Here is a 25,981-nt window from a genome sequence, read left to right on the forward strand (position 1 = left end):
GTTATGCACCATCCTTAAAATATAAGTTTTTGATAAATTTACGCTGTACACTAAGGGCAGCACCTTGTACAACACCATTTCCTTTTAATTGAGTAACTTGAAGTTCAAATGAACGTGCTTCCGGGAACGATGTACTATTTAAATGTTTCTCGATGACTAACGCCCTTATTTCAGGATAATCTTCTATAAGACATCCAGATAAAAATACTGCATCTGGATTGTACGCACATACGACATTATTTATCGCAATTGCCGCATACGTAGCTGCCTTTTCAATAATATTTACTGCTAGTCTATCCCCTTGCTTATATGACTCTACTAGTTCATCCATATTTTTTATCGGGCGAGTTCTTGATGCTTCATCAAGCAAAAAGTCAACTGCTATATATGTTTGTAAACAACCAAAGTTACCACAAGTACAATGCACGCCATAAGGATCTAACGTCATATGGCCGATTTCTCCAGATACATTATCTTTTCCACGGTAAATTTCACCATTTGTAATAAGTGCGGAGCCTACACCATTACCAAAACCAATCATCACAACGTTCTCATACGAAAGTGATGTACTCACATACTCAGCTAATGCTTTTAATTTCAACTCATTATCGATATAAATGTTGTAAGGTAATTTATCCGCTATCATTTGTTGAAGAGAAACTTGTTTCCAATTAAATTGAGCTGAAAGTTCAACAATTCCTAATTCATTATCAATGAGACCAGGCAAACCAACACATACCCCAATTACTCGATCTGACGAAATATTTGCTTCTAAAATTAAATTACTAACAGTACGTTCAATAAATTCTACTACTTTTTCAATTTCGTCCGTCTCCGTTTTAAAAGAATGATCAACAAATAAATCCCCGACTAAGTTCATCAAACCAACTCGGATAATGCCTATATCAATTTCAACCCCAACCGAAAAAACAGCATGTTCATTCGGCACAAAATATGTAGCTTTTCTTCCTACTTCTTCTCCCTGTGACAAGTGAACCTCTTTTATTAATTCTTCATCTAATAATGAGGCAACAATTCGAGAAGCCGACGTCGGACTCATCGCCATCTGCTTAGCAATCTCCGCTCGGGAAATTGGTCCTTTATTTACAATAAGTTCAAGCACTAAACTCTGATTCTGCTTTTTTAAAAAATGCTGATCCTTAACTTTGATAGTCTCACCTTCTTTACACCATGTTATTATTTATATTTAATTATTGTAAAAAACATAAAATAAAGAGTATATAAGATTGAAAAACTATGTAATTACTCTTAATTTGTAACACCATGTTATAAAGATTATAAATTAAGGTTTATACCTAGTCAAGCATTTTTTGAAGAAAAACATTAGGCCTTACCCCTATACTTATTTAATATAGTAGAAATGTAGAAAACTTTATCCGGGATAAGGATGAAGGAAGTCATTTCTTTGGAGAAAAAAGGAACACAAATACCACTGACTAGTAATGATATGTCAGTGGTATTTGTGTAATAACCGATACAACTCATTTTGAATTTTAATAACAAGGGGCTTTCTGATATGATTACCCAAAAATGTACTAACTCCCCATAAAATATTCCACTCAAATCTATTTAACTTAATGAATCATTTGTTGTAATTTATTATATTGATATTCGACATTTTCCTTTTTCCCAAGCTTATCGTATATTTTCATTAATAAACAATTGGAATCTTTTACTTCAGGATATAATCTTTGAAGTTTTACGCAATAAGTAATTGCCACAGCATAGGAGCGCTGAGTAATAAGAAACTCAATTAATAAAATGGCTGTTGAAATAAACATTGCTTTTAATCGTTCTTTTTTCTGCTCTGACCATTTATATGGTTCATCTGCTAAATAATCACCTTTATATAAGGCTATTGCATTTTCAACATATGGTAACATTTCATCCGTCACTACTTTTATATTTTCTAAACTTACTAACCATTTTTCCACATCATATTGTACATCATGTAATCTTAACTCATAATAGTGAGTAGAGTTGATGATTACTATATTTAAGCCAATACTTTTCAATGTTTTTCTCATATGATAAACAGCAATGTACAGATTTGCATAAGCATTTTTCACAACTAATTTTGACCAAAACAACTCGATTAACCGATCTTTTCTAACAAGCTGATTTCTATGTTGCAAAAGATAGATGAATAACTCTTTTACTTTCTGAGTTCTCCAATTAATATTCTCCATTATTTTACCATTTTTCTTTATATGAAAATATTGAAAGCAGCAAATCATATACGTATCTCGACTCTCGTTTACCATGTCCGCTTGAGAATAAGGTACATTTACTTTTATTTTATTAGCATGGGAATTTGAATCTAACTTTTTAATTGTACACACTAAATCATTACTCGACAAATTACCTAAAAAGTATGCATTTTTAATATTTAGTTCATTCACTAAAGTTTCCACTTCTCTTTGTCGAACAGAATGAATGAATAATTTCAAAGCTGGAAAATGAGTTACTATCTTTGTAATCTCTAGCTGGTTACTTTTCAATATCGCTTGGTCAATGAGCAATATATGGGGAAACCATGTCATTATCGCTTGATAAATATACTCATTTTTCGCATCGATAACAACGATTGACTTTTCTCTTTGTAAAATACTTTTGAGCCCTTCTTGTAAAAGTTCCCTTTCAAAAAGTATCATCACTTTTAATTTTTTGTCCTTCATAATTCATCACCCCTACAAATTAAAGTTGCCAGATCTTTTAGTCATGAGTCATGAACCTTCCCAAATGGAAGGTTGATAATCTATTAATTTGCACGTTCTCCATGAATTAATAATCTTTGATAGTTATGACGATACGGGTGACAAGTTAGTAATGTGGCTAAATCTTGTTTTTCTTCAATTTCTAATGAATCTGTCTCATCAGGGTAGATAATTTGTTGTTTATAAACCTGATATGTTAACGACTCATTCATCGTATGAATATAAAAAAAATCCCCCTCATTTAACTCATCAATATTACGAAACATCTCCTTTGTCCCCATTCCACGATGACCAGCAAGTACAGTATGTGTACCTTCACCACCAATCGGAATGGATGAACCTTCTACTTGTCCAATGCCTTTACTTAAGATATCATCCGTTGCCCCTAAATAAATTGGAACTACTAGCTTTAATTTTGGAATTTCGATTGCTCCAAACATCGTTTCATCATGTATCCCTAAACACTCTTGAAACTGATGGAGTTTTTCTTCATTATCCCCAAAAGGATCGCGAAACCCATTATGATCGTAATATATTTTTTCATTGCATTGTTGTGCTTTTTCCATTAATTGTTCAATTTCTTCGAGTGATTTTTCTTCCAGTTCAGTTCGGAATTGATGTACTTGCTCTTTTTGCAAATAATCATTTATCCATTGGGCAATATGAGGGTATACTAAAATAGAGAATCCAAGCAAAAACAAAAGAATCATCCAACTATTTTTCTTCATTTGCTCGCCCACCTTTTCTTTTATGCCGCCATATCAACCATATGGTGAAAATTCCTGCGATAACGATCCCTATCATGATGAAAAAAGGAAGGTTTATTGCTTCTTCTTGACTAGACTCTATTTCTTCTTCATAAGGTACTAAATAACCAGTAACTAACATTCGATGCGTATTAATCATATATGGTTCACAAGTTAACAGGGTGACGATATTATCTTCTTCAGAAAATTGTAGCCACTCTGTTTCATGTGGTAAAACGATTTGAACAGACTGTACTTCATATGCTAATGTTTCATCTAACACGTGAACAAAAAAATGATCACCAATAGCCATTTCATCCATATTTCGAAATAGTTTTGAACTCGGTAAACCACGATGAGCCGTTAACACACTATGGGTTCCAAGCTCCCCACTTGGCAATGATGAATTTTCTAAATGTCCAACTCCTCTTGATAAGGTTTTTTCACCCGTGCCATGATATATCGGTAACTCAACATCTATTTTTGGAATATGAATGGTACCGATTGCAGGATTTATTTGCAATGCATCATAATAGCTTTTATTTCCAACTGTACTTTCACTCTCTTCCTCATCAGAAAAAGGATCAACATAAACTACCTCTGATTTCGCTAATTGTTCATTATGTTCACGAGCTTTCGCCTTTTCCTTTGTGATTTGCTCTGCTTCCATCTCATGCACTTTTTCATGATAATCATTAATCAACGTATAATGCTCTTTCGTTGCAAATAAATTACTAATAAAAGGATACGAAAAAATAGTGAAACCGATTAAAAAAATAAAAATTAAAATGCTCTTTTTCATCATGCATTCTCTTTTCTATTTGTGAATAGAATGAGACTGGGACATAACAAATTTTCAAGACGAACAATACACTACCTTAGCGAAGTATATTCCCGAAACGGGTTATACAGCCATCATTGTTCGGATTTCCCTTTGATAAAAACAATTTTGTCCCAGCCTCTTCTTGCTATTATGCGGTTACTTTTTTACGACGAATATATAAATAAGCTGATAAGCCCATTACAGTTAATCCGATGAATGTAAATAGTATCGTACCAATCCCGCCGGTTGTCGGAAGTTCCCAACCGTTTTCAAAGTTATCAACCGTTAATGTTATATCACTATTTTCTTTATCAATCGTAATATCAATCGGATTTTTTAAAATACGATACCCTTCAGGAGCTTTCGTTTCAACTAACTTGTAGTCCCCATAATCAAGTCCTGTCCAAACAAGCTCTCCGTTAGTATCAGTCGTTCCCGATACGACCACATTTCCATCTAAATCATGAAGTTCAAACGTTGCACCAGCTAGTCTTTCAGCTGTGTTACCATCTTGTTTTACAATGCTTAATGATCCTTCTGTCGGAATAACGATCGCTGGTTCAGGCGTCTTTTTCCCATTAGTTCCTGTATTATTTGTAAAGTCAATATTTGCATCGTTCGGGATCGGTGCTACTTCTACACCAGCCTTTATTTCCGCCGTGAAGTTAATGGTGACAAAAGGAATCCCATCTAATGCTGCAAAATCATTTACTGTCCATGTTAATGTTTGTCCGTTTTCAGCAAATGTAAAGATAGAAGCATCCACACCGTCCACAGTCCACGTCCCAGTATAAGCTAGCCTTTCATCTAAGTTATCTGTTACAATAAATTCTTCATATTCGGCAATATCTTCTGGTAAAGCTATTTTTAAATTATACGTAAACTCGGTTTCACGATTCGTTTCATGCGGTTCCGTCGAATTGTTTACCGTTTTTTCAATATGTGGTGCTCTAAAGTTTTCGATCGTAATTGTTTCTACTGTTCCTTCTTTCGTACCATCTGGTTGTACTGTGCCACTTTCTGTGATTGAAAAAGGAATTTTATCTCCAATAATCACATAGTCATTTGGAGCAGAAATTTCTTTAAAGTAATAATCACCATACTCAAGTCCACTTATACGAATATATCCGTCTGGATCTGTTACCAAGTCTCCTTGAACGAGATCGTCATTTGCTTTATATAATTCAAAGACGACTCCAGGAAGCGCTGAACCTGTTTCCCCATCGAGTTTTAATAGTTCTACTGCGCCACGAATGATTTCATTTTTCGGATAAATATGCACATCATAATTTAATTCACTTCCAGTTTGATTTGTCATTGGAATATCAACAGAATATTCTTCTGTATGTAAATTAACGTGTGCGGGACCATCAGTTTCTTGTATCTTATAACGACCTAAATCAATATTTTCAATAACAATCTGTCCGTTAGCATCGGTTACTCTTGTAAAAGGAGTCCCAGCTACTTCCGTCCATTCATCAGTATCCGCATTATACGCATGTGTTTGCGTTAAAGTAAATTCGACACTAGCAAGTGGAGTTCCTTCCGGTGTCTGCCCAGCATGTCCTGTTCCGTCTACTTGACCGTCGTCTGATTCTTGTTCATATTTATGAATCGTTAACTTTGGATTGTTTTCATCCCCTATAACGTCATAAGCAAATGCAGTTGTTGGGACAAAAACCGATAACAAAAGTGTAAATACTAGTAACAAATTATATGATCTTTTTTTCACTATTTGCATGATAAAGCCCCCTTATCGTTGTGTTAGTTTGAAATCGTGAAACAAGTAATCAATTACTTTGTTTATTCTTTCTAACTAAAAAAATGAACGCGCCTGTCATAAGAATTGCTCCAAATAAGTAGAATACGAGCGTTCCAATCCCACCTGTTTTTGGTAATTCCCAATTATTTTTACTGTTTTCTACTTCTATTTCTACTTGACGATTATGTTGATCTTTTAGTTCAATAGCGATTGGCTTTCTTACTATACGATATCCTTCAGGTGCTTTGGATTCGATTAATTGGTAAGATCCAAGCTGTAACTTTTCAAAAGTAAGTGTACCATTTTCATCGGAAATGCCAGTTGTCACGAGTGTACAATCTGTCAAGCGACTATTTCCTTCTGGACATTTCATTAATTCAAACTCTGCCCCTGCTAATACTTCATTTGTCGCTGCATCCATCTTAACGATCTGGATATCCCCTAAAACCGGTGGTTTCACCTTAACTTCATTTGATGGGGTTGGATTATCATTAATAATTAACTCTGCTTCATTTGGAATTCCGCCTGTTTGGATAAAGGGTTCTAATTCTTCATCTGTCGCTGACCCCTTCATTTTTGACTCGATCACGAGCGTATATGTTTGTCCTGTTAAATAAGCAAAACTTTCATCTTGTTTATTTAACGTAAAGGTCACTACATTGTTCGTAATATCAAGTTCTCCATTCGCACTCACATCTTGTCCATTTTGATCTAGTACTTGAACAGCTTCAATATCAAGCAGCTCATGAATTTCGTCACGAAACACTACAGATTCCCAGTTGCCTGTATAGTTTCCAAAATCGTACTCTACTTTCCATGTAAATCGCTCTTCACGATCAATAAGTTCAGTTGTTTCCTTAGAATCATTCACTGTTTTTTCAACGGCTGGGTCTTCAACCTCATAATCCATATATACCCCAACACGTAATGGCTCAACAGGCTGTCCGTGATCTGTCGCTACAGCGAAAGAGTTCCATGCGGCACGCTCTGTCGGTTCAACCGAGGTATCTAATACTTCTCTATCTACCTCAAGTTCTGACGGGGCTTGCATGGTAAACTGAATCATCATATCTTGCCCTTTCACCCATTCAATGCCTTCTTTTAATTCAATCTTAAACGAGTGAATCGTTGACCAGTCCGTCACATCTGTTTCCATGACCCAGTTAGGCTCTTCTGCTCCAGCTGGATTCGTCAGTTGTGTCGTTGTATCAGGATAAGCCGTATTCCTCGTCAAATCATCACGCTGTGGATTTTTTGCAGTACTGTAAAATACATTTACTTTATCTTGCCATTCTGCTGGCAAAACAATCGAATTCGTCATTTTCGGCGTAAAGAGACTACCTCTATCAACGTTATCCGTAATACCAAGATCTCCTACCGATGGGAGCACATCCATTAACGTCATTTCTGTAATATCTACACCAGTTGTATTCGTTAGCTTCACTTGATAATCAATGGAGCCGCTTGGGATCGTATGTCCAAAATACGTATATTCATCATCTAATTCACCTTTCACAAGCTTTTCGGTTTGAATATCGTATTTCCCACGAATTGTATATAAATTCCCAGATTTTAAACGGGGTTGATCGGTAATTCCGTCTCCATTTATATCACCTTCGTCTGTTTGCAGAACTGTGTCTGTAATGGACCCACCAGATGTTTCTGGAACTCGAAGTTCTTCGTCCCCAGAGAATCCATACACATCAAACTGTAATGTGTTAGGTGTTGATTGGGATATAGTTACATCAAGTTCAGCAGCTACATTTTTTCCAATTCGCAAACGACTGTCATTCCAATTTATTTTAATCAGTTGTCGCCCACTTCCATTGTAATCATCACTTAAAACTTGATAATTACCACCTAACGCTGAAGAAGTATTTTGACTTGATCGACCATCACCGTCTATGTATGTGGCATTTGGATTGTCATTCACTGTCACCCCAGCTGGCAATAACACAACCGTTTCTAATTGTTTTTGCATATGGATGGTTGAGCTTTGTGCATTCGTTAAAGCCACTTTTAATCTATTTTCCCCATGAATAACTTCTCCGCTTTCATGATCAAGTAATTCAACTTGAACCATTGCAATAGGAGGTTGGGTCTCTGGTCTAGGAGCAATTTGAGCCGTTCGAGGCCCCGCGAGTGGATCTGAATTATATTCGTTACTAAATGCTTGTCCTGCTCCATTGACGCCATAAACGTCGAATACATTTTTTACTTCTCCAACATAGCCGGGAATGACTTCAAAATAATACTGTGGGGTTCCCACATTTAGCATCCCAGCTGGAGCATAGGTGAAATCGTAGTAAATAACACTGACAACATCTGTTTCTTCTAATCCAAAGTCACTTCTCGTATACAATTCATTCGTATTTGCATCTTCAACTAACATTCTTTCAGATCCATTTACTATCGCTTTTATATTAAAGAGTGGATCAGTTTGTAAAGGAATACCATTGGGATAATTTGAATTAGGTCGATAAATAAAGCCACCTGGTGTTCTTAATTCTTTAAAAATCAAATTCGGATCAATTTCATACGATGTCGTATACAGTTGAAAATCACCATGTTTACTTTCAAGCAGGGGTGCTATTCCATGTCGAAATTGGAGTATTTCATCATCGTACACGATTGGATTCGGGTTCCGATTGTCATTATTTCCAACTCCACCTGAATCGTCTGGACCAAGATGGTTTGGGATATACCAGGATCCTACAATATCTCCATTAGCCGTTTCAGAATCTACGATGAAAATTTGATCTTTAGCAGTAGATGTGCTTATCTCATCATTAATAAAAGTTCCCTCTACTTCAATATTATTTTCTTGTGTTGTATCAACTGTGCCTGGTTCTACTTTCAACCATACTTGTAGCGTTGTTGAAAACAGCTCATCCTCAGCATTTTTTTGGTCATCAATCGTTGGAGCATCAAATGTCCATGTTAATTGGTTGCCTGATTGCGTTGGCTCTGGTCCTTTTTCCGTCGACACATACGTTAATCCTGCTGGCAATGTATCTGTGATAACAATTTGAGAGCCTTCTTTTATATACATTTGCCCCGTATCTTTTTTGGGAACGCTTACTTTCATTTCCCATACTGTATTTGAATTTGGGTAAGGAAGATTCCGATCATTATTACTAACTTCCAAAAATTGTTTTGAACTTGTGATTGTATTTGATGCATTAATATGAACAATCGCTTCATCTGATATTGCTGGTTGTTCATCCGCTTCAAACATTGCTTTCCCAATTAACTCTGTACCTTCTGGTGAGACCCCATTTTCCGTGTTCACTTTTACCGTCGTTTCATAGGATCTCCCAGCTTTAATAGAATCAAATGCATAGATTAATTGATGGGTTGATTCATTGTAAGTCGGCGTCACCCCATCGATGATAAGCTCACTTACATCTTGTGTAAAATTCGTATAGTCAGTAATCGGTAAATCAACGGTTATTTGCGCATTTGTATATTCTGTACGCGACCCAGTAATTTTTAATACGAGATGATAGGCGGCTGAGTTACCTGCTAATACAGTATTTCTTTGCGGTGAAATATCGATATCAACGTTTAAGTTCCCAGAAAAAGGTGTTACTTGCATTGTGCTTTTTTCATTTGACTCTACTTCTTCTGCCTTTTCTTTCCTCTTTGCTTCTTCTGCTTCACCTATTTTTTCATTCTGTATTTCATCCGTTTTTTGTTCTGTAGCGTTTGCTTCCTCATCATCCGCTTGATCTGTTTCAACCTCGTTATGCGCGGTGGAAGACGCTTCTTCCGTCACTTCTTCATGAACAGATTCAGGCTGAGCAACTTCATCATTTTCAATCGTGACATTAAATAAATGTTTCTTTTCCTCACTTTCGCCATCTTCGTATATACTTTTACTGATCACTTCATTTACTTCATTTTTAATATTAGATAAAATAATCGTAGCTTCTAATTTATTAGGTTCATTTTCCCAAGTTAACTGTAGCATGTGCTTTGATCGGTCATAATGAATTATTACATTTTCTTGTTTAACATCGTTCATTAATTTCTCATCATAAGAAGTATCTGTAGGAAGAATTAATTGAATACTCTTTTGATCATCATTTGCTACTTCTACCTTCACGATTGCTTTTTCATTACTTGCATGATCATCAACATAAATAGTAATATTATTTTCCTTTACGCTAGCTGCAGCGCCATGTAATAGGGGTTGAATCCCTTGCGTAAATACGAGCAAACCAATTAGTAATACAAATAACAACCTTTTCACGAAAATCCTCCTTCTATGCTGTATTTATTCTATTTTTCTAGTTCTTACCACCTTCTTTATCACATTGTTCCACTAAGTTATATCATTCTCAGAAAATAAGCAAATTTCCTAAAATACTAAAAAATGCAATAAACATCCATATTTTTAGTCACAATAGCTTACTTTTCAACTAATAAATCTTAGCAAAATAGTTGATTGGTCTTCTTCCCTTTGCTAATCTACCTATACGATGATGCTACCTCATGTGAGAATTTTGCCCTTTCACAAAAACGTATAGATACTATATACTAATGCTTTTTTCCTTTTGATATCCTCCTAAATATTTACTGTTCTGATTCATTTTATCCTTTGTTATGAAAGAAACCTTTATTGTGATAGAACCTTTTCACCAATCCCTTTTGATCATTTTTACTTTTTTACAAAAAACTTATATATTCGGCCTTTTTCGACTTTTCATCGTAAAATAAGGTGATTTCATGGATTGACTTAAAGGGAAAAGATAGATATTTATTACTAGCATAAAAGTTTACAAGAAAGAAAATGGGGGGATAATCTAAATAAACAGGGAGAACCACTCAGATAGTAATAGTTTTTATCTGCAGATAATAAAAAATGAGATTGTGGGGCTGCTCTTATGTAAAAATACCAAACATTCATTGTTTGGGTTGTCTAGCATTATCAACTCTGGGTACGCGCAGTCAAGTCCAAAAATCAGCACCGTCCTGATCCAGGATTGGAACAGACTCTTTCATATTGTTCAGAAAAGAGGCCGGGACAAAAGTGTTTTCACCAAAGAAAAACCCGAACAATGGTAGCTGCATATAACCCGCTCTGGAAATATACTTCGCTAAGGTAATACATTATTCGTCTTTCGATATGGTCGTTTTAGTTATGTCCCAGCCTTATAACAAATAAAATTCCAACCATACATAACTTACGCAATTATTTAACGGTACATAATCCGTTTCTATCCTACAAATACTTGTAGTAGATAATGCCGAATGAAACTCGATTTTATCTACTTGTTTTTGATAAAAGCTTTGATTTAACCATTAATAATATGAATACCGGAGAAGATGACTACAGATGTAAATGGAACGTTAAAGAAAACAGAAGCGAAAAAAAGTGACGATATAACTTCATCAAAAAAATATAAATAAAAATCCGCCTCACGAAAGTGAGCGGATTTATGATTGTTTATACTATAACATTTCTCGGACCTTTTCTTCTTGAAAAACTTGATTGCTCTGTCTGATTTTCTTCAAACGGTTTTCCAGCAGGTACAGCTCTTTCTCGCCCCCAGTTTCGGATAAAATCAATTTGTTCTGGGCTAGTTTGTGATAAAGGAACAACATTTTCAAAATAATTGATAAATGTTTGATCAGTAACTGAATCATCACCCTTAATAAAAGCTTGCTTTACCACATCACGAACAGCCGCCTCAAGATCGGCACCAGCAAAACCTTCTGATATTTGTACAAGTTTATCTAATAAGTCTTGATCGATTTCACGCCGTAATCCTTTTTCTACATAAATACGAATTATTTCTTCTCTTTCTTTCGAATTCGGTAAATCAACAAAAAATAATTCATCAAAACGTCCACGCCTTAATAATTCAGGCGGTAATTGAGAAACATCATTAGCCGTTGCAACAACAAACACTCTTGCTAAACTTTCTTGCAACCAAAATAAAAATTGTCCAACTAATCTTGTTGAAGTTCCGCCATCGCCTGAACCCGTAGCCCCGGCTAGTCCTTTTTCAATTTCGTCGATCCATAATACACATGGTGCAACATGGTCTGCGGTCGCTAATGCTTCTTTTAATCTGCCTTCACTTTGCCCTAGATATTGACCGTGAATTGTTGAAAGGTCTAATCGGTAAAGAGGGAGATTCCAAAGGGATGCAATCGCCTTTGCAGAAAGTGATTTACCGCATCCTGGGACACCTACAAGTAAGACTCCACGTGGTGGCCGAATTCCTCGCTCACGTAGATCAGCTGTAAGTAGCTTTTCGTTTGCCTCAAGCCATCTTTTCAGTCCTTCAAGACCACCAATTTGGTAGTCTTCTCTGATCGGGACTCTTTCTATACCTGAGATATCTGCAAAAATACGATCTTTCGCATGCATTAGTTGAGTTAAGTCTTCATTTCGAATTGCCCCATTAGCAAGTAACGTTGCAATTACATTTTCTGCCTCAATTTGACTTATCCCATCTAATATTGCTGCAGCTTGTTTTTCTTCTTCTAATCCCCATTCAATTTCAAATTCACCACGATAAGGAGATATTTGATCTTGAATTAACTCTAACATTTCATCTTCATTTGGTGGGTCTAATGTAATGGACATTCCAAGTCGCTGTAGCGGTCCCCAAACCGGATCATTTGTAATCACAATAATACTTCCACCTGTTTGTGTTGCAAACATGGCCAAATCTTGAAATTGTCTTGATGTAGGGGTATCCTCTTCTAAATCTTGAACTTCAGTAAATATAAAAGTTAAGTTCTGTTGTTGAGCTATTTTTTGGTTGGCAAAATCTAGTCCGCCCATGATGGAGCGATCATCGTTCACCAATCTATTAGAAACAATATCTCTAGTTCCTTGGGAAATGGTATGAAAGTAAATAGATATATTTAGTTCATGTGAAAGTTGAGCTGCAACCTCAAGTGCTCTAGATCTTTCCGATGTCCGAATAGAAATAAAAGGTATCCGTGCTTTTAAATAACTTTCTAAAGTAGTTAAACATGTCTGTAAATCATTCATCTTATAATCACTCGTCTCCTTACTTGACCGAACTTGTTATCCCTAGAAATTTCCCGATTAATGTTCATATCTGCTGACCCATTTTCTTCAGGGGAAATCGAATCATTATGTTTATGATTAAAGTTGGTTAGTGGGTTATTTTTGATGAGCATTTTTAGTCTTCCCGTCCGATCTGCTTTAGCGCTGTCTTCTAATGACTCTTGCGTTTGTTCCGCATAGTCCGTTACTACCTTTTTCATCGAATCTATTACTTCTTTAGGGAATGCATTAAATTGTGCCACCTCATACATTAAAGCTAATCTGTTTCTTAAGGTTAGTAGCCCTTTTGCAATAAGTACTTCATTCCCTCGTGAATGATTTAATTCCTTTTGAAATAAATCTGAAGCATATTCTATACGAAATTTGATCGTTTGATAAAGAACTTCAGTCATTCTTTCTGCAACTCCACGTGTCCATTCAATGGTTCCTTGCTTCATCAATTGAATAATTTGTTCGTCTTGAGCACCCTCTTTTAAACGGTCAAAACACTCCATCCACTGAGAATATGTTTTAGGAGATCTCATAATAATTTTGATCTCTTTCTTTTTAATAGAGTAGTAGGTGGAGTCAGATCCCAATCAGGAAATTGGATGGCAAGGGCACTATTTGTGGTTTCCTCTTCCACTTTTTTTAGTTTTTCGATAAATTGTGTTTCGCTCGATTTATTTCTATTTAAGACAACCGGTGAACTAGCTTTTCCTTGATTCATATTAGTACTCCTTTCCATTATTGCACAGAGCGTGCCGAGTCAAAGCTTGAAAATGTATATTGTTCTGGTGAGATACCGTCTAAAAATTCTGTTACAAGTTGGGCATTAGCGTCATTTTCTTTGTAATCCCTTCTGTAATCGACAACTTCAGCTATAGAAGCACGTAAATTTTCAGTACAATATTTAGATAGTTGATCAAATTCAGAACTTATATGAGCTTTACGTGATCTTAAATTCCTTCTGCCTAAGTAGAAATAAAGGTAACAAAATCCTGCTAGAATAAATAAAAATGGTACTCCAAAACCTGTTAGAGTAAAAAGTATTCCTCCAATTAACCCAGCCCAATGCTGCACTCCCAATTTCACCTTAGAAAGAGCTGCATTTCTTCTTTTTTCCACATGATTGTTTATTGAAACTATGAGCTCTTCTTCGTTTGTACCATCCTGGGTAACGCCCTCCCATTGATCAATGGATAAATTAATATCTATTGGAACATTCGCTCGATTTTCGGCTGTTAAATCTTCATGTGCACTCTTTATCCAATCCTTTGAAAGGGAAATGGAAAACTTTTGCGTAGCAATTGAAGCATTCGAGACTTCTGGATGAATAGAAAAATTAGTTAACAATTGAGTAAAACTTATTTGATTCTCAATCACCTTTTCTTCCTCGAATAGTTTTTCGGCTCTTTCTTGATCTCCATTTTCTTGAATGACAAGTGAAAGCAATCTTTCATCACGGCGCAGAGGAAGTTCCTCATCATCGAACCTAGAAACTAAAGTATCTAATAAGGCATCAACTGCAACAGCAATACTTTTAACAGGTGTTACTTCTTTTGCAAAAACATCCTGAAAATAATCTGCTATTATTTTATGTAATTTAACACCCTCTAAACTCTGCTCTATCTCTCCCCAATTTTTCCCGAACTCTCTCAAATAAGGATATAATTCTTCATCAACCTTTTTACTTTTTGATTCTAAAGCAACTTTCCATTGTTCTCGTTGTTCTTCCACAAATCCTACTTTTTGTGATAACTCCTCTATCCACGATTCTACTTTCTTTCCACACTTTATTCTTGCGTCTGGTCCAAAAATACCATTGGTAAACCCATCAATTAATACAACTATTTCTCTTTCCAGTTGATGTGGATCTTGTAATCCAAAATAGTTTTCGAGCCATTTTCTACTTGCTTTATATCTTGCACCTCGACGAGTTACTAAAGCAAAAAACAGAGCAGTCTTTTCGTTATCTCTGCGTATTGCTTCATTCATTGCTTTTTCAGCTAATTCCTTATTATCATTTATCCAAGCTGACAAAGCTATTAAACATGGAGCTAACCAATAACGAGGGGCAGCTAACATTTGATCTTCCGAGGCATTTTCGATTGTTTCTTTTTTAATTAAACTTGTATCCACTGCTTGGAGAATTCCATTTACACGTCTTCTTACATCACCATAATGACCGTATTCTGTTTCCAATTCTTGGCGTACTTTCACTAATCGAGTCTCTGCCAATTGAACGTTTTTTTGTAATTGGTCTGACCTGACAAACTGATGGAACTCATTGATTAGTTGATCCAATGTATTTTTAGTATTGTTTAGATCTGCTCCTACATTTTCAATTTGTCCTGCAACAATATTTACACTATTACCTAAATTATTAAGATATGATTCCATATTTCTCAAATCTGCAGTACGTATCACTCGTTCTCCCATTTTTCTCACCTCTTAATGATAGCTACATTCCCATTACTGGAAACCGCCCGCAATGTATCTGAATATACTTCGATAAATTCATAGCTTGGATGAAGTGCAAGACTCTTCCCTCTATCCATCTCAGAAGGAAGCGCTTCCCCTTTTTTATAATGTTTTACAATTTCTAATCTAGTATCTAAAGTATGCACAATAAAATCATCCCCGAGATAACACTTTGCAATAATTCCGATAGGGTAATGATAAGGTTGAAGATCTGAGAATTCATTCTTTATCTTTTGAATCAGTTCATCAATCTCTGTATGATTACAAGTAACTGTCCCTGCGTCCAACTGTGTAAAACCATTTACATAATTTAATGACCGCTTTTGACGTAAACGTTTTTCAAGAGCTAAACCTGTATATTCAACCTTTGTACGACTTTCTGTTCTAGAGGAAAGTTGAGTATTCGTTTTTGAATGTAAGAGTGGTCTTCTCAATCAATATTTCCTCCCTTCTCTTTTTTTGTTTATAAATCCAAAAAATGTAGGACTATATAATTATATAGTAGCAAACTTTATTGCAAATGAATAATTTTGTGAATAAAATAATAACTATTTTAAAGTACTGTCATTTTCCTGGAAAATTAGAACTAGCAAATGGAGGGACATTATTTTTAGATGAAATTGGAGAATTATCTCTTGAAATGCAAGTTAAGTTATTAAGAGCTTTACAAGAGGGTGAAATTTACCGTATTGGAGGAAAAAAACCAATAAAAGTTGATATTAGAGTTATTGTCGCAACCAATTGTGATCTAGAAGAGATGGTAAGAAAAGGGGATTTTCGTTCTGATTTGTACTATTGTTTGAACATCTTTCCAATCCATGTTACGCCACTTCGAGAAAGAAAAAAAGACATTCCTTTACTCGTATACACTTTTCTACACGAGCTAGGTGGTAAATATGACTATAAAGTTTCTACTTTTAACCAAGAAGTGATGGAGGTCTTAGATACATACCAATGGCCTGGAAACATTCGAGAATTGAAAAACTTTATTGAGAGACTGCTTATTATTAATGAGAGCGATGATATTACCGCTTCTGAAATTCTAGAGTTATTACCAAATCATAACGATCATCAGGCACGATCACTGGTTGATGAAAAAAGTAATATGAAGAAGGAGCGAATTCTCGAAACACTTGAACAAACATTTGGAAATAAGAGTATCACCGCAAAAAAACTTGGTATATCCCGAGCAACTCTTTATCAACGATTAAAAAAATACGAAATTAATGGATAAAAAACATATAGTAAATAAGAAAAAAAAAATTGTTGGTCTCATAATAGTCTGAATATAAGCACAAAATTCTTGAGTCGGATGAAATAAACCATTCTGATCAAGATTTTTTTTGTCATACACGCTAATTGTGAACATGGCGATTCAATCTTGATCCGGTAACTTAAATCATTTGTAAGAGCCTCCGACCAAATACACTGTAATCCTCCGTACAAAAATCTCCAACATACTCAATCGATCATCATTGACTAATTTTCCGTTATTTCCGTAAGTGGTTTTGTGTCTACCCTATTACAATGACTCCCCCATTCATCACTTTATCTCAAAATAATAGTAAGGAGAGATCATACATCATTTTGAATAGACTATTAAAGAAGCGAAAAAACAAAACCACTGACTATTAACGAACCTTTTTTGTCAGTGGTTTAAACCCATATTTTCCTTCATTTCTATGCCTGTTCTTTTGACGGCTACTAACTATCTAATAGTGTTGTTTATTTTAGCCGATTTACTTTTCTGTATTTCCACCTTCCTATTTCTCCGGTGTTTTATTTCCGTTTTTAACAGAAGAATAAATTCCACATTTAAATTTAACTTCAAAGCCTTTTCATATGTTTCTTGGAGTAAAGAGTCCGTTAAAGTTGGATATAGGATAGATGTTTTTTTACATGTATCCATCCCCATTTTCCATCACCTTTCTTTATAAAGTTTCATCATTACTCATTTCGGTAATATTCAGTTATTGATAAGTAGAAAGCATTTAACAGCATGCAAGTTTAGTCATAGCTGCACAAGCTTTTCTAATAAATTTGTCATAAAATAACGATTTCAGGCTCTTCTAGATGCAAAAGTAAGTTAGGCTCCCGTCCGTTCACGAATAGGATTATATTTAAAAATAAGCCATGTAAAAGTCGCTGACATGATGAGAGAAACAGTAATGATTACTGGCAACGGCACCATCAAAGAATCCGCCAAAAATACGATGTGCGTTTGAACAGCGATTGCCGCAATAATTAAGCACATCAAAAGGTTCAACCACTTTTCACTAATAATTGTTGTCAACTTCCCACCAATTAGCACGCCGATTATTCCACTAATGCTCAGTGGAACAATTACTTCTATTCTTATATAGTCCCAGCTTAACTTTCCTAAAATCGTTCCGACACAGAGCATTCCGCCAACAAACATTCCAGTCCCTATTGCCTGCTTGACAGATAATCGGAACAGTCGGAGAAAAATCGGCATGTAGAGAAATCCGGCCGCAACGCCAATCATGCCGCCGACCGTCCCGATAATAATACTTAAAATAATCGAAATAACATACGGGAATTCCATATCCGTTCGCAAATCTTTATTACTACTTGGTAAAATAATTGCCACTGCAGCAAGTAGCGAAAAGAAGGCAAAGATTCCTTGCAACACTTGATTGTTCAAAGAATTAGCTAACAAAGAAGAAATCATACTTGAAAGTAAGGCTGGAATCCCAAAGTAAAGAACAATTTTATGAACGACAAGTCTTTGTATCCAAAAGTAAATTGCTCCTGAAATCGTCGTAAACAATGTGTAGAAAGCTGTAGTCGTTACGATTTGCTTCATATTTAATTGTAAATGAAAAACAGCGGACATCAGCATCAGCATGCTTGTCACAATAATGCTCCCACCGACAGTTACTAGTCCGATAACAATCCCCGACAACAGACCGATCAATAAAGCTAACAACCACATAACGATCACCCAATCAAAGACTAGCTTTCCAATGGATAGATTTTTGTTTCGTAAGTTCCTGCATAAACTCGATGCCATACCCATATCCTATCCCACTGAGCTTAAATGCTTCCGAAGTAGCGCCAGGACTTTTTCCTCTATGTTTATTAATCTTAATCATTCCTGCTTCTAGTTCTTCAATTGCCTTTATTGCATGTACACTATTTTCTGTACAAACAATTGCTGACAATCCAAAAGGACTTTCGTTTACCAGATTAATTGCCTCATTGAAATCCTTAAATGGCACGACTGGCGCAATTGGGCCAAACGTTTCTTCTTTCATTATTTTCATATCATGTGAGACATTAGAAACAACAGTTGGAGGGTAAAAATAACCTCGAGAATGAATCGATTCCTTTTTACCACCAGTTAGTATTTTAGCCCCTTGAAAAACAGCCTGTTGTATATGTTCATCGATCAATTGTTGTTGTCTACTACTAATTATTGGGCCCATGGTTACTCCCTCTTCCACACCATTTCCCCAACGAACTTTTTCAGCTTCCTTCGTTAACCCTTCCACAAACCGATCATAAATATTCTCATGAACATAAATTCTTTCGGTAGAGGTACAAATTTGTCCTGAGTTTGCAAAACATGAATCAGCTGCAAATTTTATTGCTCGGTCTAAATCAACAGTATCATCAATGATCATTCCATCTTTTCCACCAAGCTCTAAAATAACTTTTTTCAATTTTGTTGCAGCTACTTCTCCAATGTGAAGCCCTGTTTTTTCACTTCCTACAAAAACAATTACTTCAACATCCTCATGACGGATCAATCCTTCTCCAACCGTATTTCCCGCCCCTAATAAAACATTACAAACTCCAGGCGGTAATTCATTGAAAGCAATTTCAGCTATATATGCAAGACTTAACGGTGTTTCTTCAGATGGTTTTACAACAACTGTATTTCCTACAGCTAAGTTCGGAGCGATAGACTCAAATGCAACTTGAAGTGGAAAGTTCCAAGGTACAATACAAGCTGCCACTCCTCTAGGTTGCCATTTTTGAAACACTAGTTCATTTACATCAGCACCTTGGTTCCCTGTTCGAAATACTACTGCAAGCTCAGCATACTCTTGTAGTAAATCAATAATACCTGCAACTTCTCTTCTTGATTGACCTAATGGTTTTCCTTGTTCCTTCGTTAGAATGATAGCGATAGATTCAATATTCTCCTCTATCTTTCTAGCAACTTGCTTCATCATCTTTCCACGTTGTTTTGGAGAAATTTTCTTCCATTTATCAAAAGCTTCTTTCGCTGACTGGACAGCATTATTGACATCATCAAGCGATCCCTTTGGAATGGAATCTATCACTTCTTCAGTAGCTGGATTTAAAATCAATATTTCTTCATTTGAACTAGTTTTCATTGATTGATTATTAATCCAAGAGTCCTGCATAAACGATCTCCTTTTTATTAAATTTAATCTTACTATCGACTAGCTTTACTTCATTATTTAACAGATTTTGATTCGACTTTCTCTAGTGCTGCCTTTGCTAAAGCACTCCAGTCCAAATCTTCATATCCTTTATCAATCGCGTTATTATACCAAGATAATGCATTACTACTTACCGGTAAATCAATTCCAAGCTCTTCTCCTAACCCTACAACCAACTCTAAATCTTTATGCGCCAATTTTGTCTTAAATCCAGGAGAAAATTCATCTTCCTTCACTCTTGGTAAAGAGTTGTGCAGATGCCAACTATCAGCAGCCGTACCATTCAGTGCTTCCTGAATCACATCGATGTCAATTCCATTTTTCTGAGCAAGTACGTATAACTCACTTAATGCAGCCATGTTAACGCAGGAGGCCAAATTATTCGATAGTTTTACTACTTGTCCTGATCCAAGTGGACCACAATAAATGATCTTTTCTCCTAACATATTTAATATATCTTCCACTCTTGCAATTATTTCCTTATCTCCACCTGCTAAAATGGTGAGTTCCCCACTCCCTGCTGCCCATACACCCTTACCAACAGGAGCATCAATTAAATGAGCGCCTTTTTCTTGCAATCGTTCGGCACATTCAATTTCAACTGATGGTCCAACAGTTCCCATATCAATAACGACAGATTCTCGTTTTACTCCTTCCAACACACCGTTCTCTCCAAGGATTACGCTTCGAACAACTGATGGATTGGGTAGCATACAAATAATTACCATGGAATGTTCTGCTACAGATTTTGGATGCGGATGAACAATACCACCTTTTTCCGCAATCTCATTACATAGTGTTGACTGAATATCATAAACATGTACTTCTATGCTGTTACTTAATAAGTGTGTCGCCATTAGGCTTCCCATCGCACCTAAACCGATAAACCCTACTTGTTGCTTTTTATCCATGTATCTCATCTCCTACCAAGTATTTTTCCAACTATTTTAGTAACCAAATAAACGTGGTAACCATAAATAAGTGTCAGGAATAAAAGTAATGATTAGTAAAACAATTCCTAGTGCAATAAAATACGGAGTGGAAGCTTTAAATACTCTGTGTATTGGTACTTCTGCAATACTACTGGAAACAAAGAGACAGATACCGACTGGTGGAGTTACAAGCCCGACAGCCAGTGCCAAAACAGTTACCATTCCAAAATGAATCGGATCAATACCATATGTGATAGCTAAAGGTGCAAAGATTGGTACAAGCATAATCATTGCTGGAGTCTGATCGATAAATAATCCAACAAAAAGATAGATTAATAGCATTAATAGTAAAAACAGATAGGCATTATCTGTAAAGCTGCTTAAAGTATCTCCAATCATAGCTGGATAGCCCTCAATCGACAGCCACCATACCGATACATGGCCGATAGATACCATTAACATAACAATGGCACTTACAACCACCGTTCTATACAGTGATTTGTATAATAAATCGAACGTCAATTCTCTTGTGATAAAAAAACCAATAAATACGGCATATAAAACCCCGACACAACCTGCTTCGGTTGGTGTCATTACCCCACCAGCAATCCCAGCTACCATGATTACTGGTAATATTAAGGCGACTAGGAACCACCCGATAATTTTTAAAACGTCCTTTAAGGTATATTCCTCCGTTTTTAATATTGGATAGTCTTTCTTTCTAACGACAAAATAAGTAGTTATCAATAATACAATCCCTAATAAAATACCTGGAATAACCCCTGCTAAAAACAATGCAGACACCGAAACATTGGATGCTGTAAAAGCATAGATGAGCATCGGTAAACTCGGTGGAATTAAAGGACCTATAATGGAACTAATCGATGTGATACTTGCTACAAGTTCTGGATCCTTATATTCCTTCTTAGAAGCAGGAATTAACATAGAACCAATAGCACTTGTATCTGCAACCGCAGAACCGTTCACTCCACCAAAAAACATGCTCCCCATAATATTAATGTAAAGCAAGGATCCTTTTATCCTGCCTAAAATTAATCTAGAAAAGTCTAATAATCTCGTTAATATTCCTGAACTTGACATTAATTCTCCCGTCAAAATAAATAATGGAATAGCTACTAACGTAAATTTATCGAGACCTGTCCATAATCGTTGCGCAAATAAATCAAGTGGCTGATCCGAAAGCCAGAAAACTGTTACTGACGAGAGTCCTAGTGCAAATGCAATTGGAACACTAATAATGATTAAGATTAAAAATATAACTACATAAAGGGCTAATACCAAGTTAACTTCCCCCTTTGTTCACTGCTATAGCAGTGTCATTTTGGCTATTCTTAAACTCAATTATTGTACGCAAAATAACGACGATTAACATATACAACATGCCAATTGGTACGGATAAATAAGGGATGAACATACTAATACCAAATACAAATGCATCTGTACTTTGTAGTCCAGTAAAGGCAAATATAAACCCGTAATAAATCATGATAATTAAAAATATTGCGACAATAATATTGATCAATAGTAAAAGTCTTACTCTTTTTCTACCTACGAACTTATTTATAAACAATTCTACAAAGATATGTTCTCCTTTTCTAATCGCTATACCCGAACCTAAAAATGAAATCCACATCATTAGATAAATCGATAGAGGGTTAGCAAAGTTTAATGGATGAAAAAAGAAATATCGTGAAATCACAGAAATTGCAGTAACAATGACAATCAATGCCAACATTACGACACATAACACTCTAACGGCTAAAGCAAGTCCTTCTTCTATTTTTTCGACTACGTTTGTTTGCGCTTTCATAGAACCACCACCTAAATACATTTTTAAAGAAATAAGAGAGAGATTTCGCCAACCATTCCAACATAAATGATAGTAGAATGGTTAGCAGTAAAGTTGAATAATTATTCAGGAATAGTATATCCCCATCCCTTATCCCCAACAGGTCCTTTTGCTTCCTGTATTAAATCTAGCTTTTCCTGACTAATACCTGGGTCTCCGATAAATTGATCCCAAACTTTATCGATCGTCATTTCTTTTAGCTCTTCATAGGTTTCTTCTGGAAGTGTATAAATTTCTACCCCAGCTTCTGTAAGAATTTGAATATCTTCTTCGACTTTTTCACCAACATACTCATGATGCCATTCTTCTGCTTCACGGGCAGCTTCAGTTAATATTTCTTGTATATCCTCAGGAAGCCCATCCCACATATCCTGATTTACAACTGTTACATAAGAGAACCACTGGGCATTAACATCGGCAATATATTTAACTAAATTCCCCTCATGTAAACTTGCTGAACGAATGTACGGATAAGATACAGTCACTCCATCAACCATTCCAAGTCTTAATGATTCTGGAACTTCTGGCCAGTCAACCGTCTGTCCAGCTGCTCCCCAAGCTTCATGCATTGCGACTTCCATAGGTGATCTTGAAGCACGGATGGATTTCCCAGTAAGATCGTTTATCTTTTCAATTTTGAAATCCGTTGTTGATATTTGTCTTGGGCCACCCATATCAAGTACCGAGAAAAAACGAACTCCTTGTTCTCCTAATTCCTCGTTCACAAGTCCCATAACATTTTCATCTAAAACCGCATTCCAAGCTTGCTCCTTTGATTCAAACAAAAATGGGAGATGAAAAATTTCAAAAGCAGGTGTAACTGAATTTAAATTAGCAAAAGAATCAGCAGCGAAGTCTAAGTTTCCATTTCTAACGGCTTCAAACGTTTCTACTCCTGTTCCTAGCTGAGCGCCATGAATAACATCAATTTGAATCCTTCCATCTGACTTACTGTTAGCCAATTCAGCAAACTTTTCCAATCCTGCTGAGACAACGTTACTCTCTTCCGAAACATTACTCATTTTAAACTTGTACTCTGGTTCTCCCTCATTACCTGATGCAGAGGAACCACAACCGCCAACGATAGCAATCATGATGAGCAAAACAACTGGGATAATCATCCTTCTAATATTCATAAAAAATCTCTCCTCTCAAATTTTAAGTTATAGGGTAGAATGAATTTCACCATTCATATAGTTGTATGTAAATCCGAACAATCTACAGGTTTACTAAAATGTGTCGTTTTTTCACTTCAGGTGGTCGCTTTCCGCGGGCGGCTGATGAGCCTCCTCGCTTGAAATTAAAGGAAGGCCAACGTCGGCATACCCCTTGCCGAGGCAGGGTCTCGCCGATGCCTTTTGTCCCGCAGGAGTCGCCACCTTACGTTCCAAACTTAGTAATAAGTATTTTATATAGACAAACTATTATTATATTTTGGTTAATTGTTCGGATTCATAATTAAAATTAGCATTTGTGAAATTGACTCATAGGGTAAAAAAATTAACTTTCGATAATGATTTGCTTTTTCTCTGCATCAAGCGTTATGCGAGTTGACTGTTTTAACAATTCAAAATACGCTTCATCAAAGCCTTCAGCAATTGGAATGTCTGCGAAGATAGCTCCTTGAACCATGACTGGGTTAGCCTTCATAAACACTAATGCACTTGGTGCAAAACCTTTATCTTTTAACATATTTAAAGCCCAACCTGCTGCAATACCACCACGTGCATAATCACATACTAAAATTTTCCCAGACACTTTTTGTCCATCAATCGGATGCCCTTCAACTGAAAACTCACCTGTTACCCTATTTAAATGGTATCTAGGGCTAAAGCCACCTGTCAGTACTACAACATCGCTTGTAATGGGGTCTCCAAACGCTTTTTGAATAGGGATTACATTTTTTATTTTGTTCATTCTAAACTCCCCTTTACTGCGATATCAATACAATCTTCTGTTGTTCTTACTACTGGAATAAAACGGTGAGCTTTTACATTATTAGCTAACTTCACTGAATTGGTTACTAATGTACTCCATTGATTCTTTTTTCGTATATCTGTTAAACCATCAAGAATATAGAAGCAGACCCCTCTTAAGAAGATTCCTCCAGCTTGTCGTATTGTGTTTACAAAACCACTTTGTTCTGCCTGTGTATAGGTTGATGCTGGAGTAGTAATAATCAAGGTTGTCCCTTTCGCTATCTTTTTACCTTCTAAGAGCTTTGCTACTTTAGCTATCTCGTTTAATGACAACTGAGGACCTGATAATACAATTACTCCTGCATGTGGATCTGTATATTCAAACGACTTGTATTCATTCGTCATATCTTCTTCCGTAATTGTTATTACTTCTAATTCTTTCCCACCAGTTGCTGCTTCAAGTGTTGGTGCTTCAGGAGTGACACCGACTACATGAAACATTGCTAATGACCAAGTTGCCATACTAGCTCCAAGATGTTTTAAGTCATCTGAGTCAGGATTAAATGTTGCAACATTTGTAATAACTGGAACTTGATTATAATCAAATACTTTCGCTCCGATTATCCGACCAAGTATTCCCCAGTCAGCCAAATCATTCAATTCTGCTTGAACATCAAATACGATTGACCCTTTACGATTTTCTTCCAGATGAAATCCATATTCTGGCACTCGACCTGTAAGTGCCGCTGAAATTACCGCGGGGCCACTTTCAAAATTTGTCCGCGATCCAAAGATAGAATTTGCGTATATTACTGTTCCGGTATCTCCCCAAGCAATATGTTCATTTATGTGCGGTTGAGAGGCAACTTGGTAATTGATACACGTATCAATTGTCATCGCCCCAAGATCTTTTACGGTATCGATCACTTTTCTTTCCTTTGCGATCATTTCTTCTTTCTGTCCAAGCGTACTTCCCTCATCAAATTCAATACATCTTGCATTACTTGTCGTTGGGACAGTAAACTTACCAGCTTTATTTGTAAGGCCTTTCAAAAAATTTAACCCAAGATCTCCCATTACTTCAATATCTGCTGTAATATGAGCTTGTGTAACTGGTACAAATCGCTTTGCATTAAAATATTTCCCTACCCGAATTTGATATTCGATAGCTTGTTTTACTGGCTCACCATATTCTCCATCTAACATGGACTGTTCTTCAGCGTTTAATTTCATAAAAA

At 36.0% G+C, this 25,981-nt stretch carries 21 protein-coding genes; 1 reads left to right on the forward strand and 20 read right to left on the reverse strand.

Annotated elements, in window-relative coordinates:
* Position 1: 1 nt before the first annotated feature.
* The 11 genes from DFR56_RS18140 to DFR56_RS18190 form a co-directional block, all read right to left on the reverse strand.
* Positions 2-1,123 carry an ROK family transcriptional regulator gene (locus DFR56_RS18140; protein ID WP_110396867.1) on the reverse strand — a complete coding sequence of 374 codons (1,122 nt, stop codon included), beginning with the start codon at positions 1,121-1,123 and terminating at the stop codon, positions 2-4.
* Positions 1,124-1,595: 472 nt separating this feature from the next.
* Positions 1,596-2,699 carry an AfsR/SARP family transcriptional regulator gene (locus DFR56_RS18145; protein ID WP_110396868.1) on the reverse strand — a complete coding sequence of 368 codons (1,104 nt, stop codon included), beginning with the start codon at positions 2,697-2,699 and terminating at the stop codon, positions 1,596-1,598.
* Between the two features lie 83 nt (positions 2,700-2,782).
* Positions 2,783-3,466, reverse strand: coding sequence for a class C sortase (locus DFR56_RS18150; protein ID WP_110396869.1), 684 nt, complete (start codon positions 3,464-3,466; stop codon positions 2,783-2,785).
* Positions 3,453-4,286 carry a class C sortase gene (locus DFR56_RS18155; RefSeq protein WP_110396870.1) on the reverse strand — a complete coding sequence of 278 codons (834 nt, stop codon included), beginning with the start codon at positions 4,284-4,286 and terminating at the stop codon, positions 3,453-3,455. Before DFR56_RS18155 ends, DFR56_RS18150 begins: the two co-directional genes overlap by 14 nt.
* Before the next feature lie 169 nt (positions 4,287-4,455).
* Positions 4,456-6,048 (reverse strand): LPXTG cell wall anchor domain-containing protein, encoded by a 1,593-nt coding sequence (locus tag DFR56_RS18160; RefSeq protein ID WP_110396957.1) that lies wholly within the window; start codon positions 6,046-6,048, stop codon positions 4,456-4,458.
* 49 nt (positions 6,049-6,097) lie between these two features.
* The gene (locus DFR56_RS18165) at positions 6,098-10,324 is read right to left on the reverse strand and encodes an adhesive domain-containing protein (RefSeq protein WP_110396871.1); all 4,227 of its coding nucleotides are present in this window, start codon (positions 10,322-10,324) and stop codon (positions 6,098-6,100) included.
* A 1,197-nt stretch (positions 10,325-11,521) separates the two neighbouring features.
* A complete protein-coding gene (locus DFR56_RS18170; RefSeq protein WP_110396872.1) occupies positions 11,522-13,084 on the reverse strand; it encodes an AAA family ATPase in 1,563 nt (520 codons plus the stop codon).
* The gene (locus tag DFR56_RS18175; RefSeq protein WP_110396873.1) at positions 13,081-13,647 is read right to left on the reverse strand and encodes a hypothetical protein; all 567 of its coding nucleotides are present in this window, start codon (positions 13,645-13,647) and stop codon (positions 13,081-13,083) included. Before DFR56_RS18175 ends, DFR56_RS18170 begins: the two co-directional genes overlap by 4 nt.
* A complete protein-coding gene (locus DFR56_RS18180; protein ID WP_110396874.1) occupies positions 13,644-13,832 on the reverse strand; it encodes a hypothetical protein in 189 nt (62 codons plus the stop codon). The genes DFR56_RS18175 and DFR56_RS18180 overlap by 4 nt, the downstream gene beginning before the upstream one ends.
* A 17-nt stretch (positions 13,833-13,849) precedes the next feature.
* Positions 13,850-15,544: a hypothetical protein gene (locus DFR56_RS18185; RefSeq protein ID WP_110396875.1), complete on the reverse strand. Its 1,695-nt coding sequence runs from the start codon at positions 15,542-15,544 to the stop codon at positions 13,850-13,852.
* A gap of 5 nt (positions 15,545-15,549) precedes the next feature.
* Entirely contained in the window at positions 15,550-16,020 is a 471-nt protein-coding gene (locus tag DFR56_RS18190) for a hypothetical protein (RefSeq protein ID WP_110396876.1), read from the reverse strand.
* 86 nt (positions 16,021-16,106) lie between these two features.
* On the opposite strand from DFR56_RS18190, the gene DFR56_RS18195 reads away from it, so the two are divergent.
* Complete coding sequence (locus DFR56_RS18195; RefSeq protein ID WP_110396958.1) at positions 16,107-16,820, forward strand: sigma 54-interacting transcriptional regulator; 714 nt, start codon at positions 16,107-16,109, stop codon at positions 16,818-16,820.
* 474 nt (positions 16,821-17,294) lie between these two features.
* Here DFR56_RS18195 and sda read toward each other — a convergent pair whose 3' ends face one another.
* From sda to DFR56_RS18240, 9 genes are all read right to left on the reverse strand, one after another.
* Complete coding sequence (gene sda, locus DFR56_RS18200) at positions 17,295-17,501, reverse strand: sporulation histidine kinase inhibitor Sda (protein WP_425326638.1); 207 nt, start codon at positions 17,499-17,501, stop codon at positions 17,295-17,297.
* A gap of 171 nt (positions 17,502-17,672) precedes the next feature.
* Positions 17,673-18,620 (reverse strand): sulfite exporter TauE/SafE family protein, encoded by a 948-nt coding sequence (locus tag DFR56_RS18205; RefSeq protein ID WP_244916580.1) that lies wholly within the window; start codon positions 18,618-18,620, stop codon positions 17,673-17,675.
* Positions 18,556-19,983: an aldehyde dehydrogenase family protein gene (locus DFR56_RS18210; protein WP_110396878.1), complete on the reverse strand. Its 1,428-nt coding sequence runs from the start codon at positions 19,981-19,983 to the stop codon at positions 18,556-18,558. The genes DFR56_RS18205 and DFR56_RS18210 overlap by 65 nt, the downstream gene beginning before the upstream one ends.
* A gap of 53 nt (positions 19,984-20,036) precedes the next feature.
* Positions 20,037-20,933: an NAD(P)-dependent oxidoreductase gene (locus DFR56_RS18215; RefSeq protein ID WP_158525711.1), complete on the reverse strand. Its 897-nt coding sequence runs from the start codon at positions 20,931-20,933 to the stop codon at positions 20,037-20,039.
* Between the two features lie 36 nt (positions 20,934-20,969).
* A complete protein-coding gene (locus tag DFR56_RS18220) occupies positions 20,970-22,256 on the reverse strand; it encodes a TRAP transporter large permease (protein ID WP_110396880.1) in 1,287 nt (428 codons plus the stop codon).
* A 1-nt stretch (position 22,257) separates the two neighbouring features.
* On the reverse strand, positions 22,258-22,785 hold the full coding sequence (locus DFR56_RS18225) for a TRAP transporter small permease (RefSeq protein ID WP_158525712.1): 528 nt from the start codon (positions 22,783-22,785) through the stop codon (positions 22,258-22,260).
* 101 nt (positions 22,786-22,886) lie between these two features.
* Positions 22,887-23,960 (reverse strand): TRAP transporter substrate-binding protein, encoded by a 1,074-nt coding sequence (locus DFR56_RS18230; RefSeq protein WP_110396882.1) that lies wholly within the window; start codon positions 23,958-23,960, stop codon positions 22,887-22,889.
* Between the two features lie 364 nt (positions 23,961-24,324).
* A complete protein-coding gene (locus tag DFR56_RS18235; RefSeq protein WP_110396883.1) occupies positions 24,325-24,741 on the reverse strand; it encodes an aconitase X swivel domain-containing protein in 417 nt (138 codons plus the stop codon).
* Entirely contained in the window at positions 24,738-25,976 is a 1,239-nt protein-coding gene (locus DFR56_RS18240; protein WP_110396884.1) for an aconitase X, read from the reverse strand. Before DFR56_RS18240 ends, DFR56_RS18235 begins: the two co-directional genes overlap by 4 nt.
* Between the last annotated feature and the right edge of the window lie 5 nt (positions 25,977-25,981).

It is taken from the genome of Pseudogracilibacillus auburnensis, from assembly GCF_003201975.1.
Taxonomy (GTDB): domain Bacteria; phylum Bacillota; class Bacilli; order Bacillales; family Amphibacillaceae; genus Pseudogracilibacillus; species Pseudogracilibacillus auburnensis.

Bases quoted from the DNA above. Each gene is read 5' to 3' on its own strand.
- DFR56_RS18240 (WP_110396884.1), bottom strand. From the start codon at position 25,976: ATGAAATTAAACGCTGAAGAACAGTCCATGTTAGATGGAGAATATGGT.
- DFR56_RS18210 (WP_110396878.1), bottom strand. From the start codon at position 19,983: ATGCAGGACTCTTGGATTAATAATCAATCAATGAAAACTAGTTCAAAT.
- DFR56_RS18180 (WP_110396874.1), bottom strand. From the start codon at position 13,832: ATGAATCAAGGAAAAGCTAGTTCACCGGTTGTCTTAAATAGAAATAAA.
- DFR56_RS18185 (WP_110396875.1), bottom strand. From the start codon at position 15,544: ATGGGAGAACGAGTGATACGTACTGCAGATTTGAGAAATATGGAATCA.
- DFR56_RS18235 (WP_110396883.1), bottom strand. From the start codon at position 24,741: ATGAACAAAATAAAAAATGTAATCCCTATTCAAAAAGCGTTTGGAGAC.
- DFR56_RS18145 (WP_110396868.1), bottom strand. From the start codon at position 2,699: ATGAAGGACAAAAAATTAAAAGTGATGATACTTTTTGAAAGGGAACTT.
- DFR56_RS18155 (WP_110396870.1), bottom strand. From the start codon at position 4,286: ATGAAAAAGAGCATTTTAATTTTTATTTTTTTAATCGGTTTCACTATT.
- DFR56_RS18170 (WP_110396872.1), bottom strand. From the start codon at position 13,084: ATGAATGATTTACAGACATGTTTAACTACTTTAGAAAGTTATTTAAAA.
- DFR56_RS18225 (WP_158525712.1), bottom strand. From the start codon at position 22,785: ATGAAAGCGCAAACAAACGTAGTCGAAAAAATAGAAGAAGGACTTGCT.
- DFR56_RS18195 (WP_110396958.1), top strand. From the start codon at position 16,107: ATGAATAATTTTGTGAATAAAATAATAACTATTTTAAAGTACTGTCAT.
- DFR56_RS18175 (WP_110396873.1), bottom strand. From the start codon at position 13,647: ATGAGATCTCCTAAAACATATTCTCAGTGGATGGAGTGTTTTGACCGT.
- DFR56_RS18215 (WP_158525711.1), bottom strand. From the start codon at position 20,933: ATGGATAAAAAGCAACAAGTAGGGTTTATCGGTTTAGGTGCGATGGGA.
- DFR56_RS18205 (WP_244916580.1), bottom strand. From the start codon at position 18,620: ATGGCATCGAGTTTATGCAGGAACTTACGAAACAAAAATCTATCCATT.
- DFR56_RS18230 (WP_110396882.1), bottom strand. From the start codon at position 23,960: ATGAATATTAGAAGGATGATTATCCCAGTTGTTTTGCTCATCATGATT.
- DFR56_RS18150 (WP_110396869.1), bottom strand. From the start codon at position 3,466: ATGAAGAAAAATAGTTGGATGATTCTTTTGTTTTTGCTTGGATTCTCT.
- DFR56_RS18160 (WP_110396957.1), bottom strand. From the start codon at position 6,048: ATGCAAATAGTGAAAAAAAGATCATATAATTTGTTACTAGTATTTACA.
- sda (WP_425326638.1), bottom strand. From the start codon at position 17,501: ATGGGGATGGATACATGTAAAAAAACATCTATCCTATATCCAACTTTA.